This is a genomic window from Flavobacterium sp. WC2409, assembly GCF_041200085.1.
Taxonomy (GTDB): domain Bacteria; phylum Bacteroidota; class Bacteroidia; order Flavobacteriales; family Flavobacteriaceae; genus Flavobacterium.
The window spans coordinates 1,341,879-1,363,056 of record NZ_CP165625.1 but is presented as its reverse complement, the minus strand read 5'-3'; the positions used below and the strand labels follow the sequence as shown (position 1 = coordinate 1,363,056).

The 21,178-nt window shown below is 31.9% G+C and carries 20 protein-coding genes and 1 riboswitch; of the genes, 4 read left to right on the top strand and 16 right to left on the bottom strand.

Translation table 11 applies throughout. From position 1 onward, the window contains the following. Window positions 1-5: 5 nt before the first annotated feature. Window positions 6-440 carry a thioredoxin family protein gene (locus AB3G34_RS05910; RefSeq protein ID WP_369753771.1) on the bottom strand — a complete coding sequence of 145 codons (435 nt, stop codon included), beginning with the start codon at window positions 438-440 and terminating at the stop codon, window positions 6-8. Window positions 441-643: 203 nt separating this feature from the next. Between AB3G34_RS05910 and AB3G34_RS05905 the strand changes: the two genes are divergently transcribed. Then, window positions 644-2,740 (top strand): sulfatase-like hydrolase/transferase, encoded by a 2,097-nt coding sequence (locus AB3G34_RS05905; protein WP_369753769.1) that lies wholly within the window; start codon window positions 644-646, stop codon window positions 2,738-2,740. A gap of 54 nt (window positions 2,741-2,794) precedes the next feature. Here the strand turns inward: AB3G34_RS05905 and AB3G34_RS05900 are convergent, their stop codons facing one another. Continuing rightward, window positions 2,795-3,799: a zinc dependent phospholipase C family protein gene (locus AB3G34_RS05900; RefSeq protein WP_369753768.1), complete on the bottom strand. Its 1,005-nt coding sequence runs from the start codon at window positions 3,797-3,799 to the stop codon at window positions 2,795-2,797. Between the two features lie 97 nt (window positions 3,800-3,896). Here AB3G34_RS05900 and AB3G34_RS05895 point away from each other — a divergent pair, with 97 nt between their 5' ends. Beyond that, complete coding sequence (locus AB3G34_RS05895; protein WP_369753767.1) at window positions 3,897-4,646, top strand: YoaK family protein; 750 nt, start codon at window positions 3,897-3,899, stop codon at window positions 4,644-4,646. On the opposite strand, the gene AB3G34_RS05890 is transcribed toward AB3G34_RS05895, so the two are convergent. The 14 genes from AB3G34_RS05890 to AB3G34_RS05825 form a co-directional block, all read right to left on the bottom strand. Next, the gene (locus AB3G34_RS05890; protein WP_369754081.1) at window positions 4,630-5,535 is read right to left on the bottom strand and encodes a YeiH family protein; all 906 of its coding nucleotides are present in this window, start codon (window positions 5,533-5,535) and stop codon (window positions 4,630-4,632) included. The genes AB3G34_RS05895 and AB3G34_RS05890 overlap by 17 nt on opposite strands. A gap of 144 nt (window positions 5,536-5,679) precedes the next feature. After that, complete coding sequence (locus AB3G34_RS05885; RefSeq protein WP_367769764.1) at window positions 5,680-6,579, bottom strand: LysR family transcriptional regulator; 900 nt, start codon at window positions 6,577-6,579, stop codon at window positions 5,680-5,682. 20 nt (window positions 6,580-6,599) lie between these two features. After that, window positions 6,600-8,627, bottom strand: coding sequence for a hypothetical protein (locus AB3G34_RS05880; RefSeq protein WP_369753766.1), 2,028 nt, complete (start codon window positions 8,625-8,627; stop codon window positions 6,600-6,602). A 79-nt stretch (window positions 8,628-8,706) separates the two neighbouring features. Further along, a complete protein-coding gene (fabG, locus tag AB3G34_RS05875; RefSeq protein ID WP_367752977.1) occupies window positions 8,707-9,453 on the bottom strand; it encodes a 3-oxoacyl-[acyl-carrier-protein] reductase in 747 nt (248 codons plus the stop codon). Window positions 9,454-9,638: 185 nt separating this feature from the next. Further along, a complete protein-coding gene (locus AB3G34_RS05870; protein WP_369753765.1) occupies window positions 9,639-10,961 on the bottom strand; it encodes a Na+/H+ antiporter NhaC family protein in 1,323 nt (440 codons plus the stop codon). A gap of 58 nt (window positions 10,962-11,019) precedes the next feature. Beyond that, window positions 11,020-11,116, bottom strand: a riboswitch (SAM-I-IV-variant riboswitch). 119 nt (window positions 11,117-11,235) lie between these two features. Beyond that, the gene (locus AB3G34_RS05865; protein WP_369753764.1) at window positions 11,236-11,658 is read right to left on the bottom strand and encodes a hypothetical protein; all 423 of its coding nucleotides are present in this window, start codon (window positions 11,656-11,658) and stop codon (window positions 11,236-11,238) included. Between the two features lie 88 nt (window positions 11,659-11,746). Next, entirely contained in the window at window positions 11,747-12,619 is an 873-nt protein-coding gene (gene sucD, locus AB3G34_RS05860) for a succinate--CoA ligase subunit alpha (RefSeq protein WP_367752974.1), read from the bottom strand. Window positions 12,620-12,703: 84 nt separating this feature from the next. Beyond that, entirely contained in the window at window positions 12,704-13,066 is a 363-nt protein-coding gene (locus AB3G34_RS05855) for a nuclear transport factor 2 family protein (protein WP_367769755.1), read from the bottom strand. Between the two features lie 2 nt (window positions 13,067-13,068). After that, window positions 13,069-13,998: a UDP-3-O-(3-hydroxymyristoyl)glucosamine N-acyltransferase gene (locus AB3G34_RS05850; protein WP_367769753.1), complete on the bottom strand. Its 930-nt coding sequence runs from the start codon at window positions 13,996-13,998 to the stop codon at window positions 13,069-13,071. A 78-nt stretch (window positions 13,999-14,076) separates the two neighbouring features. Beyond that, window positions 14,077-14,643, bottom strand: a complete 567-nt coding sequence (gene efp / locus AB3G34_RS05845) for an elongation factor P (RefSeq protein ID WP_367752968.1) — start codon at window positions 14,641-14,643, stop codon at window positions 14,077-14,079. Between the two features lie 120 nt (window positions 14,644-14,763). Beyond that, window positions 14,764-15,549 carry an acyl-ACP--UDP-N-acetylglucosamine O-acyltransferase gene (gene lpxA / locus AB3G34_RS05840; RefSeq protein WP_367752966.1) on the bottom strand — a complete coding sequence of 262 codons (786 nt, stop codon included), beginning with the start codon at window positions 15,547-15,549 and terminating at the stop codon, window positions 14,764-14,766. A gap of 78 nt (window positions 15,550-15,627) precedes the next feature. Beyond that, window positions 15,628-17,016, bottom strand: a complete 1,389-nt coding sequence (locus AB3G34_RS05835; RefSeq protein WP_369753763.1) for a bifunctional UDP-3-O-[3-hydroxymyristoyl] N-acetylglucosamine deacetylase/3-hydroxyacyl-ACP dehydratase — start codon at window positions 17,014-17,016, stop codon at window positions 15,628-15,630. After that, window positions 17,009-18,052 (bottom strand): UDP-3-O-(3-hydroxymyristoyl)glucosamine N-acyltransferase, encoded by a 1,044-nt coding sequence (gene lpxD / locus AB3G34_RS05830; RefSeq protein ID WP_367752962.1) that lies wholly within the window; start codon window positions 18,050-18,052, stop codon window positions 17,009-17,011. Before lpxD ends, AB3G34_RS05835 begins: the two co-directional genes overlap by 8 nt. 39 nt (window positions 18,053-18,091) lie before the next feature. Further along, the gene (locus AB3G34_RS05825) at window positions 18,092-19,321 is read right to left on the bottom strand and encodes an HD domain-containing protein (RefSeq protein WP_369753762.1); all 1,230 of its coding nucleotides are present in this window, start codon (window positions 19,319-19,321) and stop codon (window positions 18,092-18,094) included. A 213-nt stretch (window positions 19,322-19,534) separates the two neighbouring features. Here AB3G34_RS05825 and AB3G34_RS05820 point away from each other — a divergent pair, with 213 nt between their 5' ends. Beyond that, window positions 19,535-20,029 (top strand): GbsR/MarR family transcriptional regulator, encoded by a 495-nt coding sequence (locus AB3G34_RS05820; RefSeq protein WP_369753761.1) that lies wholly within the window; start codon window positions 19,535-19,537, stop codon window positions 20,027-20,029. A 30-nt stretch (window positions 20,030-20,059) separates the two neighbouring features. Further along, the gene (locus AB3G34_RS05815) at window positions 20,060-21,166 is read left to right on the top strand and encodes an efflux RND transporter periplasmic adaptor subunit (protein ID WP_369753760.1); all 1,107 of its coding nucleotides are present in this window, start codon (window positions 20,060-20,062) and stop codon (window positions 21,164-21,166) included. Window positions 21,167-21,178: the final 12 nt, after the last annotated feature.

The following is a 21,178-nucleotide window of genomic DNA, read 5'->3' as shown; positions in this document are numbered from 1 at the left end:
TGTCATTATTTTAAAAATGAATTAAGCAACCCAATATATTCCGTTGGAGAAATATTTTTATAACTTGTAGTGCCCAATACTTTTCCAGTAGTATCTAATACAACTACCAAAGGAAAAATTCCATCCTTATTATATATTTCAGCAAGATCTTGATTTTGTTTCTTGATTTGTGCTTCTAATTGATTTTGCTTTTTCTTTGGAAAATCGGCACGTTCTAATATTAAATTTTCAGCTGCATATTTCTTAAACTCTGCCGATTGCCAAATATTTTTGTCCAACTTGATACAAGGCGCACACCAATCAGAACCTGAGAATACAAGTAAAATGGGTTTGTTTTGTGTAACGGCCTCTTGTTTAGTAAGATTAAAGTCCGTTTTCCAATCTTGTGAATATCCTATTGTTCCAATAAAAAACAATAGAAGCAGCATGTTTTTTTTCATCCAATTATTTATTTTATGAGCGTTAATTAGTGTAATGATTGATTTAAACTTCAGCATTATAATATTTTACAAACTTAACTCAAAAACAAATTGATTATTGTTATCCTAAAGAGTTCTTAAGCTAAAATTAAGAATACAATACCATAAAAAGTTAGTACTATTATGTCTCAAATTGCATATTTTTGCATAAAAATTAAATAGCTATGTCTTTTTTAAAAAAATTATCTCCTTTTTATAATCTTACTCTTTTTTACGTTTTAGTAAGTTTTATATTAAGAATTGTTTTACTTTTTCATCCTATTACACAAACCTCTTTCAAAGGAATAGACGCAATCAAAATATTTTCTTTAGGTTTAGTCTCGGATATTTTTGTTTTCATTTTAGCAAGTGGTTTCCTTTGGTTGTACCTTATTTTTATATCCAATGCAAAGTATTTAAAACCATATGGATATATCCTTTTTGGACTATTTATAGCTTTATTTTTATACATTCTTTCTGGAAAATCAATACTTAATGAATATGGTGGTGCTTTACCTGAAATTGGTTTGGCATTTGTAGGAATCAAAACGGTATTGTTTGGATTATTGCTTTTTTTACCCAAACACAGAAACAAGATTCGATTTTGGCTCTTTAGTTTTGTCTTGTTTTTATTTATTGTTTTTATTTTGCAAAATGCTATAAGTGAATATTTTTTCTGGAATGAATTTGGAGTGAAGTATAATTTTATAGCAGTAAATTATTTAGTTTATACTAATGAAGTAATTGGAAATATCATGGAATCCTATCCTGTCATTCCATTATTTTCAGGATTATTCCTTATTGCCGGAATCGTTACCTATTTTATTGTTGGAAAATCTAAAAGTTACATTGACAACATTCCAACATTTGTTGAGAAAATTAAAATATCAGGATTATATCTAGTCTTATTTGTAAGTTCCTTATTTGTTATTCCATCTTTAGCAACTGAAGAAAATTCTCAAAATATATTTGCTAATGAATTGCAAGCTAATGGAATTTATAAATTTTATTTGGCTTTCATGAATAGTGAATTGGATTATTTTAAATTCTATAAAACACTACCAGAAAAAGAAGCATATACCTTACTTTCTCAACAAATTCCAGGTATTTCAAATGAATCTACTTTAAGGGATATCAAAAGTGCTGCTGCTGAAATGCATAAAAATGTAGTGTTAATTACAATTGAAAGCTACAGTGCTGACTTTATGGAAGCTTATGGAAGCGATAAAAAAATTACTCCTTTTCTAGATAGTTTAGCAAAACAAAGTTTACTGTTTACCAATTTTTATGCTTCGGGAAACAGAACTGTTCGTGGATTGGAAGCCGTAACACTATGCTTACCTCCTACTGCAGGTGAAAGTGTAGTGAAAAGAAAAGACAATAAAGACAAATTTACAACAGGAAGTGTATTTAAGCAAAAAGGATATAATGTAAAATACTTGTATGGAGGAGATTCCTTTTTTGACAATATGGAAGATTTCTTTTCAGGAAATGGATATGATATCGTAGACAAAAAGAATTTTCAACCTGAAGAAATCACTTTTTCGAATGTATGGGGAGTTTGTGATGAAGACATGTACAACAAAGCCATAAAGGTCATGAACGCTGAAGCAAATGAAAACAAACCTTTCTTTAATCATATTATGACGGTAAGTAATCACAGACCCTTTACTTATCCAAACAACAAAATTGACATTCCTGGAGATGCTAAATCACGTGATGGAGGTGTAAAATACACTGATTTTGCTATGAAAAATTTCTTTGAAAAAGCAAAAAAACAGCCTTGGTTCGCCAATACGGTTTTTGTAATTCTTGCCGATCATTGTGCTTCAAGTGCTGGAAAAACCGAATTGCCTTTGGACAAATATAGAATTCCAGCTATGATTTATAGCCCAGGATTTATACAGCCACAACAGTATAATAAACTAATGTCACAAATAGACATTATGCCTACCGTTTTTGGTCTTTTGAATTTTAATTATCAATCTAAGTTTTATGGTCAGGATGTTTTAAAACCAGATTATAAACCTAGAGCATTAATTGCTACTTATCAAGATTTAGGATTGATAAAAGATAATGTTTTGACCATTATTTCACCTAAACAAGCCTATAAGCAATACCAATTGACACTATTGCCAAAGCCTGGAGTTGGTGCCGATTTTCAAATTTATTATGATGAGAAACCACTAGATAAAAGCCGAATGGATTTAGTAAATGAAACTATTTCATTCTATCAAACGGCATCAGATATGCTAAAGAAAAAGAAGTATCAGAAGAATTAATTTAACAAAAAAGCCTGTGAAAATCACAGGCTTTTTTGTTATTATTAAAATTATTTATTCAGCGTCTTTATCACTTTCTATTCCAAATAAATCTCCTTTTTTGAAAAGTTGATTGTCTTTTTTCAAACACTTAGCATTACGTTTTGTCAGTGAGGAAGCATCTAAATTACTTAAATCTGGTTTTCCTGCATTTACCCAAGCCGTATACCAAAAACTAGCTGTAGCGGTAACTGCTTTCTTCATTTGGCTTTCCACCATACCGTTTAAAGCAGTATTGAATTTCCCCGCATATTCATCGGTATATTTTACTCCGTTGTATTTATTTTTTACAATATTTCCCTCTGCATCTGTAACAAAAATTTGATTTGTTGGTAATGAAGTTCTCAATCCTTTATCTGCAGCTAATAATGCTGGTACTAAGCTATGGGTGTCCTTAATCAAGTCCCAAGTCGCTTTGTTTACATCTTCATAATAATGGGCAGGAGCAACCGTAAATTTATAGTTTTTAACAAATAATTCTGGCAATCTACTTTCCCACAAAGCATGAATTCCTTTTTGATCCGTAAATTGACCGTCGTGGTTATCTGAAGTATGCAACGGCATGTGAGCATCTGCTATATAATGACCTAAATCAGCTGCAATAAATAAGATTTCTGATTTTCTTTTGTCTTTAAAAGCTTGAGTCAACTTCTCCATCATTTCCTGAATGTGCCAAGGCAAAGTTCCGTTTTTAGACAAAAATTTATCATCGTATTTCTTCTTGGCTTCTGCCATAGTTTTTGGAAAACTATCTACCGAACCAAAATTCTCCATGTCAAAATAATGTCTAGGTCCTTCGGCCTTATCTTGTAAAATATATTTCCTTAAATCAGGAACAGTCGATTCTTGCGTAATAAAATCGATGTGGTTATAAAAGAAAACCTGAAGTGACTTTGGTAAAGCCATCACTGCTGCTTTATTAATTCTTTCATGTCCTACAATTCCCCAAGAAACAGTTAAGAAACAAATAACTACTGCAGTTAACGTCACTACCGTAGGCTTAAACTTGATATTTTTCATTACATTTATTTATATGAGTTACAAATGTATTTTATTTTTATACAATTAAAAAAAATATCAGTTTAAGATTACAACAATTAACAAAACAGTATTAATTATGTTTCGGCATCAAGGAAAAAACAGAACATTTATTCACAATTTGCGTTTGGCTACTTTACTTTCATTTGTTGCTGGAATAGTAAATATAACTGGAGTTTTGGCAGTAAAGACACTGACTACTAATGTGACTGGTCATTTTGCTTTTTTTGCCGAAGAAGTGATAAAACACAATTATACTGCTGCAATTACTTTTTTTGTATTTACTATTTTCTTCCTAATGGGGGCTTTTACTTCTAATTTTATGGCAGAATGGGTTTCAATAAAACATCCCCATTTATTACATATCATACCTATTTCAATGGAGATAGCTATTTTAACTTTAGTGGGGTTTTTCGGTATTCAAGCCGATTTATACACTTTAGAAGGAAAAATGATTGCTTTTGCAATGCTTTTTGCTATGGGAATCCAAAATTCTTTGGTTACAAAAATATCTCAATCGACGGTAAGAACTACTCATCTTACTGGTCTTTTCACTGATTTAGGTATTGAACTGTCTCAATTGTTTTTTTATAAAAAACAAAATGAAAAAAAGAGATTAAATGCTAGCATCTCTTTGCGATTATCTATCATAACTTTTTTCTTTATCGGTTGTATTTCTGGAGGTTACATCTATACTTTTCTCAAAATAAAAACACTATTAGTTGGTGTCTTTTTTCTTTTAATTGCGCTAATGTATGATTCTATTCGCTTGCGTTTTTTAGCTGTCAAAAGAAAAAAGCTCACTCAAAGCACTAACTTAAATAGATAATAGATACTAAAGCTGCAATAGCAATAAAACCCCAAAGTAAAACCCCTTGCAATAATGGTTTAACACCTACTGTTTTTAAAATTTTCCAATTTAAACCCGCCCCTATTAGAAATAAAGTAACTGTAAGACCCGTTTTGGCAATTGAAACTAAATAAGGCGCTACAAGAGCTGTTTGTGGAACAAATGTGTTACAGAGCATCGCTAAGATAAATAACCCAATAAAATAAGGGATTTTGATTTTACTTTTTTGATTTTTAAATAAGTAAGATGTAATTAATGCCACTGGAATAATCCATAATGCTCTCGCTAATTTTACTGTTGTAGCGATTTGTAATGCCTCTGAACCATATTTATTAGCTGCTCCAACTACTGAGCTGGTATCATGAATCGCAATGGCACACCACAAACCAAATTCATGTTGTGTTAAATGCAACCAATGTCCAACGGCAGGAAAAAGAAACAAAGCAACTGAATTCAAAATAAAAATGACTCCTAAAGCCACCGAAGTTTGTTTCTCATCAGATTTAATGACAGGAGCAATTGCTGCAATGGCACTTCCGCCACAAATGGCAGTTCCACATGAAATTAAATGGGACGTTTTCTTTTCAATACTAAACCATTTACCAATGAAATAGCCTAAAGTTAATGTACTAAAAATTGAGGCTATAGTAAATAAAAAACCTTCTTTTCCAGCAGATAAAGCACTGTTTACATTCATGCCAAACCCCAATCCTACAACTGAGACTTGCAGTAAAATAGTAGTTGCTTTATGATTTAAATGTAAAAACGGATGCCCTGCCAAATTAGCTACAACTAAACCTAATAAAAGGGCAATTGGAGGAGAAATAAAACCCGACAGGCAAATTAGTATCAGAAAAATAAAAACCATTTGCTGTTGCCACTTCTTAATTTCAAAAAGAAAAGTAGATTTATTTGAAACTAGATAAGATTGATTTTCCATCGTAAAGTAATTGTATTATTACTTTACAAAGATCTAACGATTAAACAGTAATTGCCAATCGTATTTAATAATCTACCATAACTTCAAGTTATAATAACCTGCGATATTTTTTATAAATAATTCCGAAAGTGCGTCGGTTTTTCCTTGTAAACTGATAATATAGAAAAACCTTTCTATTGTTAAATTTTTTATATCTAGAATTACTAATTCTTGATTTTTCAGCTCTTTTTCTATTGCATGTATCGAAATAAAAGCAACACAATCTGAATTCATTAAATAAGATTTAATACTTTCAGTACTGCCCAATTCCATCTCAATTAGCAATTGAGATAAATTAATATCTAATGGTTTTAAAGCATATTCAATTACTTCTAGTGTTCCAGAACCTTGTTCCCGCATTAAAAAACGCATATTCAAAAGATCATCTTTTGTTATTTCAGTTTTAGAAACTAAAGGATTATTTAAATTACAAACCAAAACCAGTTCATCTTTTAAATAAGGAGTGTATTTAATTAATTTGTTCTTCGATTGTCCCTCTACAATACCAATCTCAATTTCTTTATTTAGTAATGCATTTTCAATTTGCTCTGTGTTTCCATTTCTCAAATTCACTTTAACATCCTTCAATTTTTGATGAAAACGCGCTAACAAAGGCGGAATGATATATTGAGAAATAGTGGTGCTCGCTCCTATTCGCAACAATCCTCGTTGTTGATTGATTAACGAACTCATATCAAAATCAACATCTCTATAAATTTCAAGAATTTTATTAGTATGACTCAACAACGTTTGACCAGCAAGTGTCAGGGAAACTTTATTTCCATTTCTATCAAAAAGTTTAATTTGATATTGTTCTTCTAATTCCTGTATGTGCTTTGAAACAGCAGGTTGAGTGATAAACAACTCTAGTGCAGCTTTAGTAAAACTCAAACGGTTTGCAACAGTATAAAATACTTTGAGTCTAAAATCCATACTCGTTTTTTATTATTAATTTACAATAAACCATTGTATTTCCTAACAAACCATTCGGTAGATAGGAAAATTACAATCAAAACCAACATCCAATACCAATCAATTAAAGGAGAACGCGTCACATTATTTTTTTGAATGGATTTATAACTTTCATCTGCAAGAAGTGACTTTATTAATTGATTCACTTGATCCGAAAAATAGGCTTGTCCCTTTGTGTTCACAGCTAATTGCTGCAACTTATCTACATCAGGATTGACAAATTGTTTTTCAATATCAAAATCTAATATTTCAAAATGACTGGAATAACTTGTTTTAGAATTCAGTTCAGTTACTCTAAAATTATAGTTGCCTGCTGCCAGTCCGTCTAGATTTACTTTATAGGCATTATTGCTTTTCAATAAATCATAGTTTTTAGTTTGCTTCGTTTTTGTGTTCTCCAATGCAATTGTTAAACGTGCTTTATCGTCAAATTCATAATTCTTATTAAAGTACTGAGCAGTAATTTCAATGGATTCTCCTGAATTATAAAAAGTTTCATGATTAACAACCAATGATTTCTTAGAATTATTAGATGCCAAAAACTGAATTACCTTATCAATAAAAAGATCGTATTTGTCAAATGAGTCGCTATCTACGTGACTTTGTAATCTCCATTTCCAACTATTTTCACCCAATAAGTAGGCCGAGCGTTTTCCTTGATTTTCAGAGAACGCCAATAAAGGAGCGTTTGTTTCAATGTTTCTTATTTTTGAAGAAAGTAATACCGAAACCAGTCCGTTCACAGTAACTTTTCCATAGGCATTTTCCAAGGGAGGGAAATTTTCAAATCCAATATCATCTGTCGCAAAGAGATTGAATTGGGAATTAAAGCTAGCCAAATAATCTTCTTTTTGGCTACTCATTTTAAAATCAAAATTGCTTTGTTGTTGATTTAAAAAAGCAAAATCAGTATGCGTTCCTGTGACAATAAAAGTATTGATTCCAGCTAATTTATTTTCATCAAATACTTTTTTAAATGCAGCTGTTGGCTGGTATAACATTAAAATAGTAAAATCACGTAATGAATTGATTTCTTTAGGATTAATCACCGTTACTTTACGTTGTGAATTAGATTCAATTGCTCTTTTAAATGCTGCAATATCAGGATGATTGATTGCTGTAATTATAGCGATATTGGTCTTTTGATCAATTACTTCTACTGCAAATTTCTTCGTATTGTTATAGGTATTCACCTCTTTTTCTTTTGACGAAAGTGTCGCTTTAAACACTTGAGAACCTATTCTATTGGCAGGCAATAATACAGTAGCAACTGCTGTTTTTTTAGTAGCCGAAAAGGAAATATTTTGTTTACTTAAAATCGTGTTTCCTTGCGAAATGCTGAAATCAGCTATAGTATTTTTATCCCCTGAATATTGAAAAAATACTTCTACAGGAAATTTATTTTTATAAAATGCATATTTATTGACATTCAGCTGCGTGATTTTTAAATCCATCACTTTTGCAGTATCTCCTACAACTAATGGGAAAACTTTATTATTTGAATCAAAACTGTACACATATTCATTACCATTGGTTTGGTTTCCGTCTGTGATAATAACGGTTGGAAAAACTGCATTTTTATTGATGCTTCTTAAATCTTTAGCTATTGCATCTAAATTCGTTTGATATCCTTTAAAATCAAATTTTTCCGATGGTTCAAAATTAGCATCAAATCGATAGGACTGAATATCAAATTTATCTTGTAAATCGGTATTCGAAACTAAAGCTGTATATAATTCTTGCGCTTTATTATTCGCTTTAAGCGCTACAATTGAACTCGAATTATCAACTACAATAGGTAAAGGTGTTTTTACTATCTCTAAGGTATTAGTTTTTATAACTGGATTTATCAGCAACAATAATATCCCGAAAATGGAAGCAAAACGCAATAAAGCCAAAAACAAATTCAGCTTTGATTTGTTTTTGGCTTTATAAAAATATTGAAAAAATGACAAACCGCCTGCAATTACTATTGAAAGTAGAATTAGTAAGATCGTGTTTGTAGTCATTCTTTTTATTTTAAATGATGAATTTTAAATGGAAAGATTTCAATAATTTAAAATTCATCATTTAAAATTTATAATTTCTTTACGTAAGCATTCCTCCACATACATTCAATACTTGCCCAGAGATATAAGAACTCATATCTGAAGCTAAGAATAGACATGCATTAGCAACATCTTCAGTAGTACCACCACGTTTTAACGGAATTCCATCTCTCCATCCTTGAACCACATCGTCGTTCAATTTTGCAGTCATTTCAGTTTCAATAAATCCAGGTGCAATCGCATTACAACGAATGTTACGAGAACCCAATTCTAATGCTACTGATTTAGTAAAACCAATAACTCCAGCCTTAGAAGCCGCATAATTCGTTTGTCCTGCATTTCCTTTTACTCCTACTACACTACTCATATTGATGATAGAACCTGCACGTTTTTTCAAGAATGTTTTTTGAACTGCCTTAGTCATATTGAAAACCGACTTCAAATTCACATCAATTACTTTGTCAAAATCCTCTTCAGACATACGCATTAGCAAATTATCCTTTGTAATTCCAGCGTTATTGATTAAAATATCAACAGTACCAAATTCAGCAATTACAGCTTCAACCATAGTTTGCGCTTCATTAAAATCAGCGGCATTTGATTGGTATCCTTTCGCTTTTATTCCCAAAGCATTCAATTCATTTTCTAATGCTAAAGCCGATTCTACAGATGAACTGTAAGTAAACGCAACATTTGCACCGTGTTTTGCAAAAACCTCTGCAATTCCTTTTCCAATTCCACGACTTGCGCCTGTTATAATGGCCACTTTTCCTTCTAGTAATTTCATATTCGAAAATTAGTTTAATTTTTATTTGAAGCTATTCCCGCTATTCGCTTCAATCTTTTATGTTTTAAAGAAAAACATAAAAGGATTTCCACTACTATCAGGGCTATCTTAGAGTCGTCAAATATAGAATAATTCCTTTTTTAAAAAAAATTTCAAATTCAATAACATTATAAATCGAACCGATTTTAAATATCTAAAAATCGTTTTACTAATTTATCCCAAAATGAACTATAAATCGCTACCAAAGTAAAAATAAATAAAAATAGATGATACCATGCATTCCCAAGCAAATCCATAAAATCAAGTTTCCCATTAGCAAAACTTAAAATCAAAAGTACTTGCGCACCATAAGGCAAAATTCCTTGAATAACACAGGAAAAAATATCAAGAATGGCGGCTGTTTTTTTGGAACTTAAATTGTATTCGTCGTTAATTTCCTTGGCAATTCCTCCAGTAATAACAATAGAAACGGTATTATTAGCAATAGCTACATTAGTAAAACCCACCAAAGCACCTATCCCCGCTTGGGCTGATTTTTTACTCTTAATGCGTTTTTTGATTTGGTGCAATAAAAAATCAATACCTCCAGCCTTATCCACCATAGCGGCTAAACCTCCAGTTAGCATCGATAGTAAAAAGATTTCAGTCATACTGGTGAATCCTTCATAAATTTTTCGAGCAAATTCCATTAACGTAAAATGATTTCCAAAATACCCAATCAATCCAGCCAATATAGTTCCAATAATCAAGGTAGAAAATACATCAACACCAACCAATGCAAGTACAATTACTAAAATATAAGGCACAATTGCAATCCATTCAAAACTTGTTTTAGGAATAGCTACTGCAGTAATATCAGAATTCAATCCCAAATAAAAGAATACTGCGATCGTAATAATAGCAGCTGGAAAAGCAATGAATAAATTGATTTTAAATTTATCTTTCAATTCACAACCTAAGGATTGTGTCGCAGCAATTGTCGTATCGGAAATCATAGATAAATTATCACCTAACATGGAACCTCCTAATAAAGCACCAGCAATCAAAGGCAATGAAGCACCACTAGAATTAGCCAAATCAACCGCAATTGGCCCAATTGCCACAATTGCACCTACAGAAGTTCCTGTAGCAGTTGATAAAAAAGCGGCTATCAAAAAGATCCCCAACGGAAAGTAAGCCACATCCACAGTATTAATTCCAAGACTTACCACGGCATCAACACCTCCCATTGCTTTACTAACCACTGCAAAAGCACCTGCTAATAGATAAATCAAACACATGGTCATAATTTTACTCTCTCCGCAACCTGCAATCAAGGTGGTTACTTTTTCATCCGCTGAACCTTTGAACAGTAAAAAAGCAGCAATAATTCCAATTAAAACCGCTATTGGAGCAGGTAACGCATAAAAGTCATCAAGCCAAATTCCGGCTCCTAAAAAAGTAAAAATAAAAATCAATAAAGGAATTAAAGCATAAGCACTTCCCTTTTTTTTAAATAAATGAGTCATAAATCAGTTTTAAAAATGATAGTATTATTACGAAAACAAAAGCAAAAAAATGGGAATGTAAAACAACATTTTTTCCAAAGGATTTGGCTTATCGTTTTAGCACCTTGCTCGTTGTTGCAGGTTGCTATCTCATTATGAGATTCGTGATAACGGGTGCAAAAGTAAATATTATTTTATATAAAAAGCAATAGTAAACTAGATTTTATAATTTAAAACCAAAAAAGCCTTACCGAAGTAAAGCTTTTTATAAATAAATTATAATTTTTGAAACTGACTAGAAAGCCACATTCCATTTTGGTAATCTTCCATTTTCATCTAAGAAGTTTTGTAACACTTGTCCTTCTACGAATGTTGGAATCCCTTTAGATTTCTCGTTGAAAGTTTCGTACCAAACCACTTCTAAAGTGCTAATATCTTCTTTTACCATTTGTGTTGGCCAAGAATATTTTCTTCCTGTTTTTGCAAACTGGTGTCCTTCAACAATCTTTTCTTTCAAACCACCATTTTTGATTTTCAAAGACCCATCGTTTTGAACAGTTCCTGTAGAACCCACCATGATTAACTCTTTTTCATCTGCAACAGCATAAACCAAAAACACACCACTTCCTTCAGAAGCGTTACATACTTGCTCTAAGCTATCGTCTGCTGTAAAAGTGAAGCTATCGCTTACCTTAAACTTTTTTAATTCTTTGTACATCTTTCTTTTGTATTAATATTAAATAAAATGCCTCACAAAAAAAGTGAGGCATTTTTATAATGACTTGAAATCACCACTAATTTTTCAATTATCCGATAACTTCTTTAACTTTTTTACCAATTTCTGCTGGAGAATCTACAACGTGAATTCCACATTCTCTCATGATTTGTTTTTTAGCTTCAGCAGTATCATCAGATCCACCTACAATAGCACCTGCGTGACCCATTGTTCTTCCTGCTGGAGCGGTAACTCCTGCAATGAAACCAACAACTGGCTTACGGTTACCATCAGCTTTAATCCAATGTGCAGCATCAGCTTCTAATTGACCACCTATCTCACCTATCATAACGATACATTCTGTTTCTGGGTCATTCATCAATAATTCAACTGCCTCTTTAGTAGTAGTTCCAATGATTGGGTCTCCACCAATACCAATTGCAGTAGTGATTCCTAATCCTTGTTTTACAACTTGGTCAGCCGCTTCATATGTTAATGTTCCTGATTTAGAAACAATACCTACAGTTCCTTTTTTAAATACAAAACCTGGCATAATACCAACTTTAGCTTCACCTGGAGTAATGATACCAGGACAGTTAGGACCTATTAATCTAGCATTTCTTTCTTTTACGTAAGCATTTGCTTTGATCATATCAGCTACAGGAATTCCTTCTGTAATAGCGATAATTACTTTTATTCCAGCATCAGCAGCTTCCATAATTGCGTCCGCAGCAAAAGCAGGTGGTACAAAAATGATTGTTGTGTCAGCACCAGCTTGTTCAACTGCGTCTTTTACAGTATTGAAAACAGGTCTGTCTAGATGAGTTGATCCTCCTTTACCAGGAGTAACACCACCAACTACGTTTGTACCGTACTCAATCATTTGAGAAGCATGGAAAGTTCCTTCGCTTCCTGTAAATCCTTGAACAATTATTTTGGAATCTTTATTAACTAAAACACTCATGATATATATTTTATGTGATTTTTAAAATTGTGATGCAAAAGTAAGGTTTTGAAAATTATTTTTAGCCCTTTATTATCAAATAAATTAGGATAATTGACTCATTTGATAACCTCTATATAATTTATTGTCTTTTATTTGCCAAATTGCAATAAAATGGGCCAATAACATTTCTTCTCTAGGGTTCTCTATTGTTTTTACAAAATGCGAATAACGAACCGTAACCATATCATTTTCTGAAACGATATGACTTATTCTTACTTTCGAACGAACATAAGCTTTACTCAAATCATTAGAGAGACTCACTAAAGAATCATAATCCAATTGAATAAATCCTTTACTACTATTCCAATCTACAATGATATCAGAATGCAAATAATCTTTCAAAATGTCACTATCAATTAGCGCATCTGATTTGTAAAACTTTTGAATAATTTCTTTTGCCGACATAATTATTTCAATTTATTGAGTATCTCAGGTATTCTTTTAATATTGGCCAGTTGTTTCAACTTCTCTCTAGATTCTTCAATTGGTGTACCGAAATAAGTCTTACCCCCTTCTACCGATTTAGTCACTCCAGTTTGCCCTAAAATTACTGCTTTTTCTCCAATTGTGATGCCGCTAGTGGTTCCTACTTGTCCCCAAATCGTAACTTCATCTTTAATAATTACACATCCTGCAATTCCAGTTTGTGAAGCGATAAGACATTTTTTTCCAATCACGGTATCATGGCCAACATGTACCTGATTGTCAATTTTTGTTCCTTCTCCAATGATTGTATCACCTGTAACCCCCTTGTCAATTGTACAAAGTGCACCTATACCAACATTGTCTTTAATTACAACTCTACCACCCGAAAGTAATTGATCAAAACCATCTTCACGTTTCTTATAGTAAAAAGCGTCAGCTCCCAAAATTGTACCTGCGTGAATAATTACATTGTCGCCAATAACTGTATGATCGTAAATCGAAACATTAGAATGAATCAAGCAGTTTTTCCCAATTTTCACATGATTACCTACAAAACTATTTGGCTGTATAATAGTATTTTGCCCTATTATAGCTGAAGTAGAAATCGAAGCGTTTGAAAATTGAAAAGGTTTGAAATGTTTTGTTAAAGTATTAAAATCTCTAAACGGGTCATCAGAAATTAACAATGCTTTTCCAGGAGGACAATCTACTTTTTTATTTATTAAAATGATAGTTGCTGCTGAATTTAATGCTTTATCATAATACTTAGGATGATCAACAAAAACAATATCACCGCGTTCAACAACATGAATTTCATTCATTCCTAAAACTTCAAAATTGTCATTGCCAACATATTCGCATTGTAGCAAATTTGCAATTTCAAGTAAAGATTGTGCTTGTGTAAATTTCATTTATTTATTTTTAGTCTTTGCTTTCAATCACTAATAAAATAGAATTACTAGTGATTGAAAACTAAAAACGTATAAAAATTATTCCTTAACACGCTCCATGTATGAACCTGAAGCTGTATCTATTTTAATTTTATCTCCTTCGTTAATGAATAAAGGTACATTTACTGTCGCTCCAGTTTCTACCGTAGCCGATTTTGTAGCATTTGTAGCTGTATTTCCTTTAATTCCTGGTTCAGCATATGTTACTTCAAGTACTACAGATGCAGGCATATCTACTGAAAGAGGCAAGTCAGTTTCAGTATTAATACTAACCATTACGCTTTCACCTTCTTTCAATAAATCTGGTGAATCCAAGATGTTTTTATTCAAAGATATTTGTTCGAATGTCTCTGTATTCATAAAGTGAAAGTCATCTCCTTCTGGATATAAATATTGAAATTTATGATTTTCAACGCGAACTTCTTCAATTTTATGTCCTGCAGAAAATGTATTATCCAATACTTTTCCATTACTCAAACTTCTCAATTTGGTTCTTACAAATGCAGGTCCTTTACCTGGTTTAACATGAAGAAATTCAATGATTTTGTAAATATCATTATTGTACTTAATACATAATCCGTTTTTGATGTCTGATGTAGATGCCATTTTATTTTTGTTTTTTCTCCATTTCAGCCCTTTCTTAAGTGAAGGGAAGCTGGATGGAAGTGTGTTACTTATTGTTATATTTTTATCTATACCTCCACAAACTAGTGGGAGGACTAGGCCTTAATAATTCCCGGTATATCCTTTCATAACACCACGAGACGAATTTCTGATAAAATCTAATATTTCATCACGCTCAGGAGTTGCTTCCATTTCCGCTTCAATAATTCCAATTGCTTGGGTTGTATTATAGTTTTTTTGATATAAAATTCTATAAATATCTTGAATCTCTTTAATTTTCTCCGTTGTAAAACCTCTTCTTCTTAACCCAACTGAGTTAATTCCAACATAAGATAAAGGTTCTTTAGCAGCTTTTGTAAAAGGAGGAACATCTTTCCTCACTAATGAACCACCCGAAATCATCGCATGATCTCCAATATGAATAAACTGATGAATAGCAGCTAAACCACCTATAACGGCAAATTTCCCAACCGTAACATGTCCAGCTAATGCAACACCGTTAACGATAATTGCATTATCGCCAATGTGACAATCATGCGCAATATGTGCTGTAGCCATAACTAAACAATTGTTCCCAAGGGTTGTTTGACCTGAAGCAATTGTTCCTCTATTAATGGTGACACATTCTCTTATAGTACAATTATCACCTATTATTGCTAAAGATTCTTCTCCACCAAATTTTAAATCCTGCGGTACTGCAGATATTACTGCACCAGGAAATATATTGCAATTTTTTCCTATTCTTGCGCCTTCCATAATGGTAACATTAGAACCTATCCAAGTTCCATCACCAATAACAACATTATTGTGAATGGTTGTAAAAGGCTCTATTACAACATTTTTGGCGATTTTAGCGCCAGGATGAACATATGCTAAGGGTTGATTCATCTGCTTTTTTTTATATTAGTATTTTCAGAATAATAAACTCCAGATAATTGACTTAGAGTGTTTATTCTAATTTAATTTTTATTGCTTTTTGGCAATCTGAGCCATTAATTCTGCTTCTGCAACTAATTTTCCATTTGCATAAGCATTGGCTTGCATATGACAAATCCCTCTTCTAATCGGTGTGATTAAATCACATTTGAAAATCAAAGTGTCACCTGGTAATACCTTATGTTTGAATTTAACATTATCTATTTTCATAAAATAAGTCAAATAATTTTCAGGATCAGGAACAGTACTTAAAACTAATATTCCTCCTGTTTGTGCCATAGCTTCCACTATTAAAACCCCTGGCATTACAGGAGCTTCTGGAAAATGTCCAACGAAAAAATTCTCGTTCATTGTAACATTTTTCATACCTACCACATGACTTTCAGACATTTCAATAATTCGGTCTATCAACAAGAAAGGGGGTCTATGAGGAAGAACTGCCATGATTTTATGGATATCCATTAATGGTTCCAAATTCAAATCATAAACAGGAACATAATTTCTTTGTTCTATTTTGATAATTTTGGCCATTTTTTTAGCAAACTGAGTGTTTACAAAATGTCCTGGCTTATTTGCAATTACTTTACCTTGAATTTTTGTTCCAATTAAAGCTAAATCACCAACAACGTCAAGTAGTTTATGTCTTGCTGCTTCATTTGGATAATGCAAGGTAAGATTATCTAGTATACCATTTGGTTTAACATTTATAACGTCTTTTCCAAATGCTATTTTTAAATTTTCCATCGTAGCCGCAGATATTTCTTTATCAACGTACACAATAGCATTATTCAAATCACCACCTTTAATTAGTCCATTATCCAACAAAGCCTCTAGTTCATGTAAAAAACTAAAAGTTCTTGATTCCGATATTTCTGTTTTAAAATCAGAAATATTTTTCATGTTGGCATTTTGGGTTCCTAAAATTTTAGTCCCAAAATCTACCATTGTTGTAACACTATAGTGATCACTTGGCATAATCAAAATCTCACTACCCGATTCTTCGTCAGTGAAAGAAATAACTTCTTTTACCACATAAATGTTTCGCTTAGAATTTTGTTCTTCAATTCCCGCTTTTTCGAGAGCTTCAACAAAATACTTAGACGACCCATCCATAATAGGAAGTTCTGAAGCGTTTAGTTCAATTATTACATTATCCAAATCACAACCAACTAATGCCGCCAATACATGCTCAGGTGTTTGAACTTTAACTCCAAGTTTCTCTAAATTAGTACCTCTTTGTGTATTAACTACATAATTAGCATCTGCTTCAACAACTGGCTGTCCTTCTAGATCTACTCTAACAAAAGTAAAACCATTATTAACTGGAGCAGGTTTAAAGGTCATTTTGACTTCTTTCCCTGTGTGTAATCCAACTCCAGTTAGCGAGATTTCTGTTTTGATGGTTTTTTGTTTAACCATTGTTTCCATTTTTTTGGTTTAATATTTGTTTTTTTAACTCTTCTATTTCTGCAACAATTTTCGGTAAATTTCTGAAATGTACATATGATTTACTAAAATCATTGTATCCAAATGCTGGACTTCCCTGCAAAACCTCATTGTCTTTTATATTTCTTCCTACACCTGCTTGAGCTTGAATGCGAACATTATCACCAATGGTTAAATGCCCTACAATCCCTACTTGCCCACCAATCATTCCGTTTTTTCCGATTTTGGTAGAACCTGCAATTCCCGTTTGAGCGGCAATTACGGTATTCTCTCCTATTTCTACATTATGGGCAACTTGAATTTGATTGTCTAGTTTAACTCCTTTTCTTATAATTGTAGAACCCATTGTCGCTCTATCAATTGTTGTACAAGAACCTATATCAACATCATCCTCAATAATTACGTTGCCTATTTGAGGTATCTTCTTAAAAGTTCCATCTGTATTTGGAGCAAATCCAAATCCATCTGCTCCAATAATTACTCCTGAATGAATGGTGCAATTATTACCAATTTCAGTTTCCGAATATATTTTTGCACCAGCAAAAATAGTGACATTATCTTTAATGACAACATTATCTCCGATAAAACAATTGGGATAAATTTTCACATTAGTCCCTAGAGTAACATTAGCTCCTATATAACTAAAACTTCCCAAATATAAGTTTTCACCATATTTAGTGTTTTCTGGCAGTACTGAAGGTTGCTCCACTCCTATTTTATTGCCTTTTGCTTCAGCATAAAATTCTAATAATTTTGAAAAAGATAAGTAGGCATCGTCTACTTTTATTAAGGTAGTTTTTAATTCCGATTCTGGAATAAAGGATTTGTTTACTATGGTAATGGTTGCCTCTGTGGTATAAATATAATTATTATATTTTGGATTTGCCAAAAAAGTTAAAGAACCTTCTTTACCTTCTTCTATCTTAGATAACTCAGATACTTGAGCATTGAGATTGCCAATAACTTCACCTTCCAAAATTCCCGCTATTTGTTCTGCTGTAAATTTCATTGCGACAAAAATATAAAAAAATAGATTTTAAATGTTCATTTACATCAGTTGTTTTGGGAAACAGATGTAATATTTAGTAACTGATTTCGATAATGATTTTAAATTCAACTGGTCAGATGATTCAATTACATCTTCAACTGTTCGATCTTTTTTCAAAATTCGTATGGGTTCTGCTTCTTTGCTATATGCTTGATTTTTTATTTTACCTTTAAAAATAAAATAATTAGTTTCTAACAAACTAATGTTGTTTTCCAATGCAAAGCGCTCTTTTAAAGGGTGTAAATCTTCAGTAGGCACTTTTTCACTTGTTAATTTTATTTTCAATAAATCCCTATTAATAATCATTTTACTCAATGAAGACAAAATAAAATCATCCTCATGTTGCCATCCCTTTAGTGCACTTATTATATCAAAATCATCGAGCTGTGAAAATAAATTCAAAATTTCAGTATCAAATGCATCTAATGTAATTTTATTTTGAAGAAAAAACTGCAAGGGTTTACTACAAGGCAATATAGTTCCTTTTAAAGTTAATTCTTTGGCTCTCTTTAAAATTTTAGTTAAAATTAACTCAGCTACCAAACTGGTTTTATGCAAATAGGCTTGCCAATACATTAAACGTCGGGACATTAAGAATTTCTCCACTGAGTAAATTCCTTTTTCTTCGATTACCAAAACATCATCCACAACATTCATCATTTGGATCAATCGCTCCGAATTTACATTCCCTTCGGCAACTCCGGAATAAAAACTATCGCGTTTTAAATAATCCATTCGATCCATGTCTAATTGGCTTGAAATAAGCTGCAACATGAATTTTCTATGATAATCCCCTTCAAAAACTTGAATAGCTAAACTCAACTGACCTTTAAACTCACTATTTAATTGATGCATAAATAACAATGAAATTTCTTCATGATGCACATCTTCAACAATGCTTCTTTCCATAGCATGTGAAAAAGGACCATGCCCAATATCATGTAATAAAATTGCAATATATAATGCATTTTCTTCTTCTTGAGATATAGAAACTCCTTTAAAACGCAATACATCAACTGCTTTTTGCATCAAATGCATACAACCTAAAGCATGATGAAAACGGGTATGATTGGCTCCTGGATAGACTAAATAAGATAATCCCATTTGAGAGATGCGTCGAAGTCTTTGAAAATAAGGGTGCTGTATTAAATCGTAAATTAATGCGTTGGGTATGCTAATGAAACCATAAATGGGATCATTGAATATCTTTAGTTTATTGATTTGACTCACTAGAAGTTAATTTTTAAGGAACAAATATAAGTAAATTAGATTTTATAATTTACAGCCTATAGATACATACTTTATAACCCTATAAATTATCAATTTCGTATTTATTTCCATCTAAATTAACAACATAAAAATAGTGTATTAAAATTAACATAATTTTAAGTTCGATTAGTTCGGTGTTTTATGAACCAATGTTACATTTGTAAAAAAATTAACATGGATATTCAGAAAGAAAAAAATGAACTAAAAGAAATGTTTGGTGTTCATTTTGAAAAACTTTATAACATTCCACCTTTGGCATCACGCATTCTTGGTACACTCATAATTGATGGCTGTAAATCTGGACTTACATTTGAGACTCTTGTTGAAACAATGGGCGCTAGTAAAAGTTCGATTTCAACTAATTTAAATTTACTCTTAAAAATGGAAAAGATCATCTATTTCACCATAACGGGAGATCGTAAAAAGTACTTTAAGGCTGCTAATTTAAGTAAGCGCTTAGAAAACTATCTGAGATTAATTGATTCTGAAATGACCATTGTAAACCGAATGATTATTTATAGAGAACATACCGCATCTTGTCCAGCTGAGAGATGCAATCTGGAAAATACAAAAGCCTATAAAATTCATTTAAATGAGGTTGAAATATCGCTTAAAAAAACAATTGAAGAATTTAAAACAAAAGAAACCAAAAATATAATCAATCAATAATAATTAATCCAAATCAGTAAATATTCACAGATGAAAAAAAAATATTTTATAAGTGCCGTTTTGTTATCCATAAGTTTGCTCTCCTGTAAAAAAGAAACCACTCAAACAGCTCCACCAGTTATGCCTTATAAGGTAGTTGAAATTGGTAAATCTGACACTTCTTTATTAGCAGAATACCCCGCAAGTCTAGAAGGGATTACAGATATAGATATTCGTGCAAAAGTAGATGGATATATTGAAAAAATATATGTACAAGAAGGACAAGAAGTTAAAAAAGGGCAATTACTTTTTAAACTAGAAACACAAACTGCTACCCAAGAAGCTGGGGCTGCAAAGGCTAAAGTTGCTGCTGCACAAGTTGAAGTAAGCCGTTTAAAACCATTAGTTGATCGTAATATAATTAGTGATGTACAACTAGAAACTGCCAAAGCAAATTTGGCAAGTGAAAAAAGTACCTACCAAAGTATAATTGCCAGAATTAATTATGCAACCATAAAAAGTCCAGTTAATGGAATAGTGGGCACTTTACCTTTACGTTTAGGAAGTTATGTCAGCAGTCAAACAGCAGAGCCATTAACTCGTATTTCAGATATTAGTACTATTTATGCTTATTTTTCAGTAAATGAAAAACAACAATTAGACATCATGATGAATGCTGAAGGTAAAACATTTCAAGAAAAAATCAACAAAATGGAAAAGGTAAATTTGATTTTGAGTAATGGTATGCCATATGAGCAAAAGGGTAAAATTGAAACTTTTAGTGGACAAGCCAATACGCAAACAGGTTCCTTTAATGTAAGAGCCAGTTTTCCAAATGGAAACAAATTATTGCGGTCAGGTGGCAGTGGAATTGTCCAAATCCCAACAAATTTAAAGGATGTTATTATAATCCCACAAAATGCTTCATTAGAATTACAAGACAAACGCATTGCTCTTATTGTAGATAAAGACAACAAAGTGAAAGCAGTGCCTATTGAAGTTCGTGCAATTCCTGGAGGTAAATTTTTTGTAGTAGACAGTGGATTAAATGTAAATGATAAAGTCCTTGTTGAGGGAGTTGGAATAGTTACTGAAGGAACGCTTATCAAACCTGAGGTAGTAGATTTTAATACTATAATCAATCCAACAAAAAAATAATTGACAAACTAA

Excerpts from the sequence above, each read along its gene's own strand:
- AB3G34_RS05910 (WP_369753771.1), bottom strand. The coding sequence starts at position 440 with ATGAAAAAAAACATGCTGCTTCTATTGTTTTTTATTGGAACAATAGGA.
- AB3G34_RS05905 (WP_369753769.1), top strand. The coding sequence starts at position 644 with ATGTCTTTTTTAAAAAAATTATCTCCTTTTTATAATCTTACTCTTTTT.
- AB3G34_RS05900 (WP_369753768.1), bottom strand. The coding sequence starts at position 3,799 with ATGAAAAATATCAAGTTTAAGCCTACGGTAGTGACGTTAACTGCAGTA.
- AB3G34_RS05895 (WP_369753767.1), top strand. The coding sequence starts at position 3,897 with ATGTTTCGGCATCAAGGAAAAAACAGAACATTTATTCACAATTTGCGT.
- AB3G34_RS05890 (WP_369754081.1), bottom strand. The coding sequence starts at position 5,535 with ATGGTTTTTATTTTTCTGATACTAATTTGCCTGTCGGGTTTTATTTCT.
- AB3G34_RS05885 (WP_367769764.1), bottom strand. The coding sequence starts at position 6,579 with ATGGATTTTAGACTCAAAGTATTTTATACTGTTGCAAACCGTTTGAGT.
- AB3G34_RS05880 (WP_369753766.1), bottom strand. The coding sequence starts at position 8,627 with ATGACTACAAACACGATCTTACTAATTCTACTTTCAATAGTAATTGCA.
- fabG (WP_367752977.1), bottom strand. The coding sequence starts at position 9,453 with ATGAAATTACTAGAAGGAAAAGTGGCCATTATAACAGGCGCAAGTCGT.
- AB3G34_RS05870 (WP_369753765.1), bottom strand. The coding sequence starts at position 10,961 with ATGACTCATTTATTTAAAAAAAAGGGAAGTGCTTATGCTTTAATTCCT.
- AB3G34_RS05865 (WP_369753764.1), bottom strand. The coding sequence starts at position 11,658 with ATGTACAAAGAATTAAAAAAGTTTAAGGTAAGCGATAGCTTCACTTTT.
- sucD (WP_367752974.1), bottom strand. The coding sequence starts at position 12,619 with ATGAGTGTTTTAGTTAATAAAGATTCCAAAATAATTGTTCAAGGATTT.
- AB3G34_RS05855 (WP_367769755.1), bottom strand. The coding sequence starts at position 13,066 with ATGTCGGCAAAAGAAATTATTCAAAAGTTTTACAAATCAGATGCGCTA.
- AB3G34_RS05850 (WP_367769753.1), bottom strand. The coding sequence starts at position 13,998 with ATGAAATTTACACAAGCACAATCTTTACTTGAAATTGCAAATTTGCTA.
- efp (WP_367752968.1), bottom strand. The coding sequence starts at position 14,643 with ATGGCATCTACATCAGACATCAAAAACGGATTATGTATTAAGTACAAT.
- lpxA (WP_367752966.1), bottom strand. The coding sequence starts at position 15,549 with ATGAATCAACCCTTAGCATATGTTCATCCTGGCGCTAAAATCGCCAAA.
- AB3G34_RS05835 (WP_369753763.1), bottom strand. The coding sequence starts at position 17,016 with ATGGTTAAACAAAAAACCATCAAAACAGAAATCTCGCTAACTGGAGTT.
- lpxD (WP_367752962.1), bottom strand. The coding sequence starts at position 18,052 with ATGAAATTTACAGCAGAACAAATAGCGGGAATTTTGGAAGGTGAAGTT.
- AB3G34_RS05820 (WP_369753761.1), top strand. The coding sequence starts at position 19,535 with ATGGATATTCAGAAAGAAAAAAATGAACTAAAAGAAATGTTTGGTGTT.
- AB3G34_RS05815 (WP_369753760.1), top strand. The coding sequence starts at position 20,060 with ATGAAAAAAAAATATTTTATAAGTGCCGTTTTGTTATCCATAAGTTTG.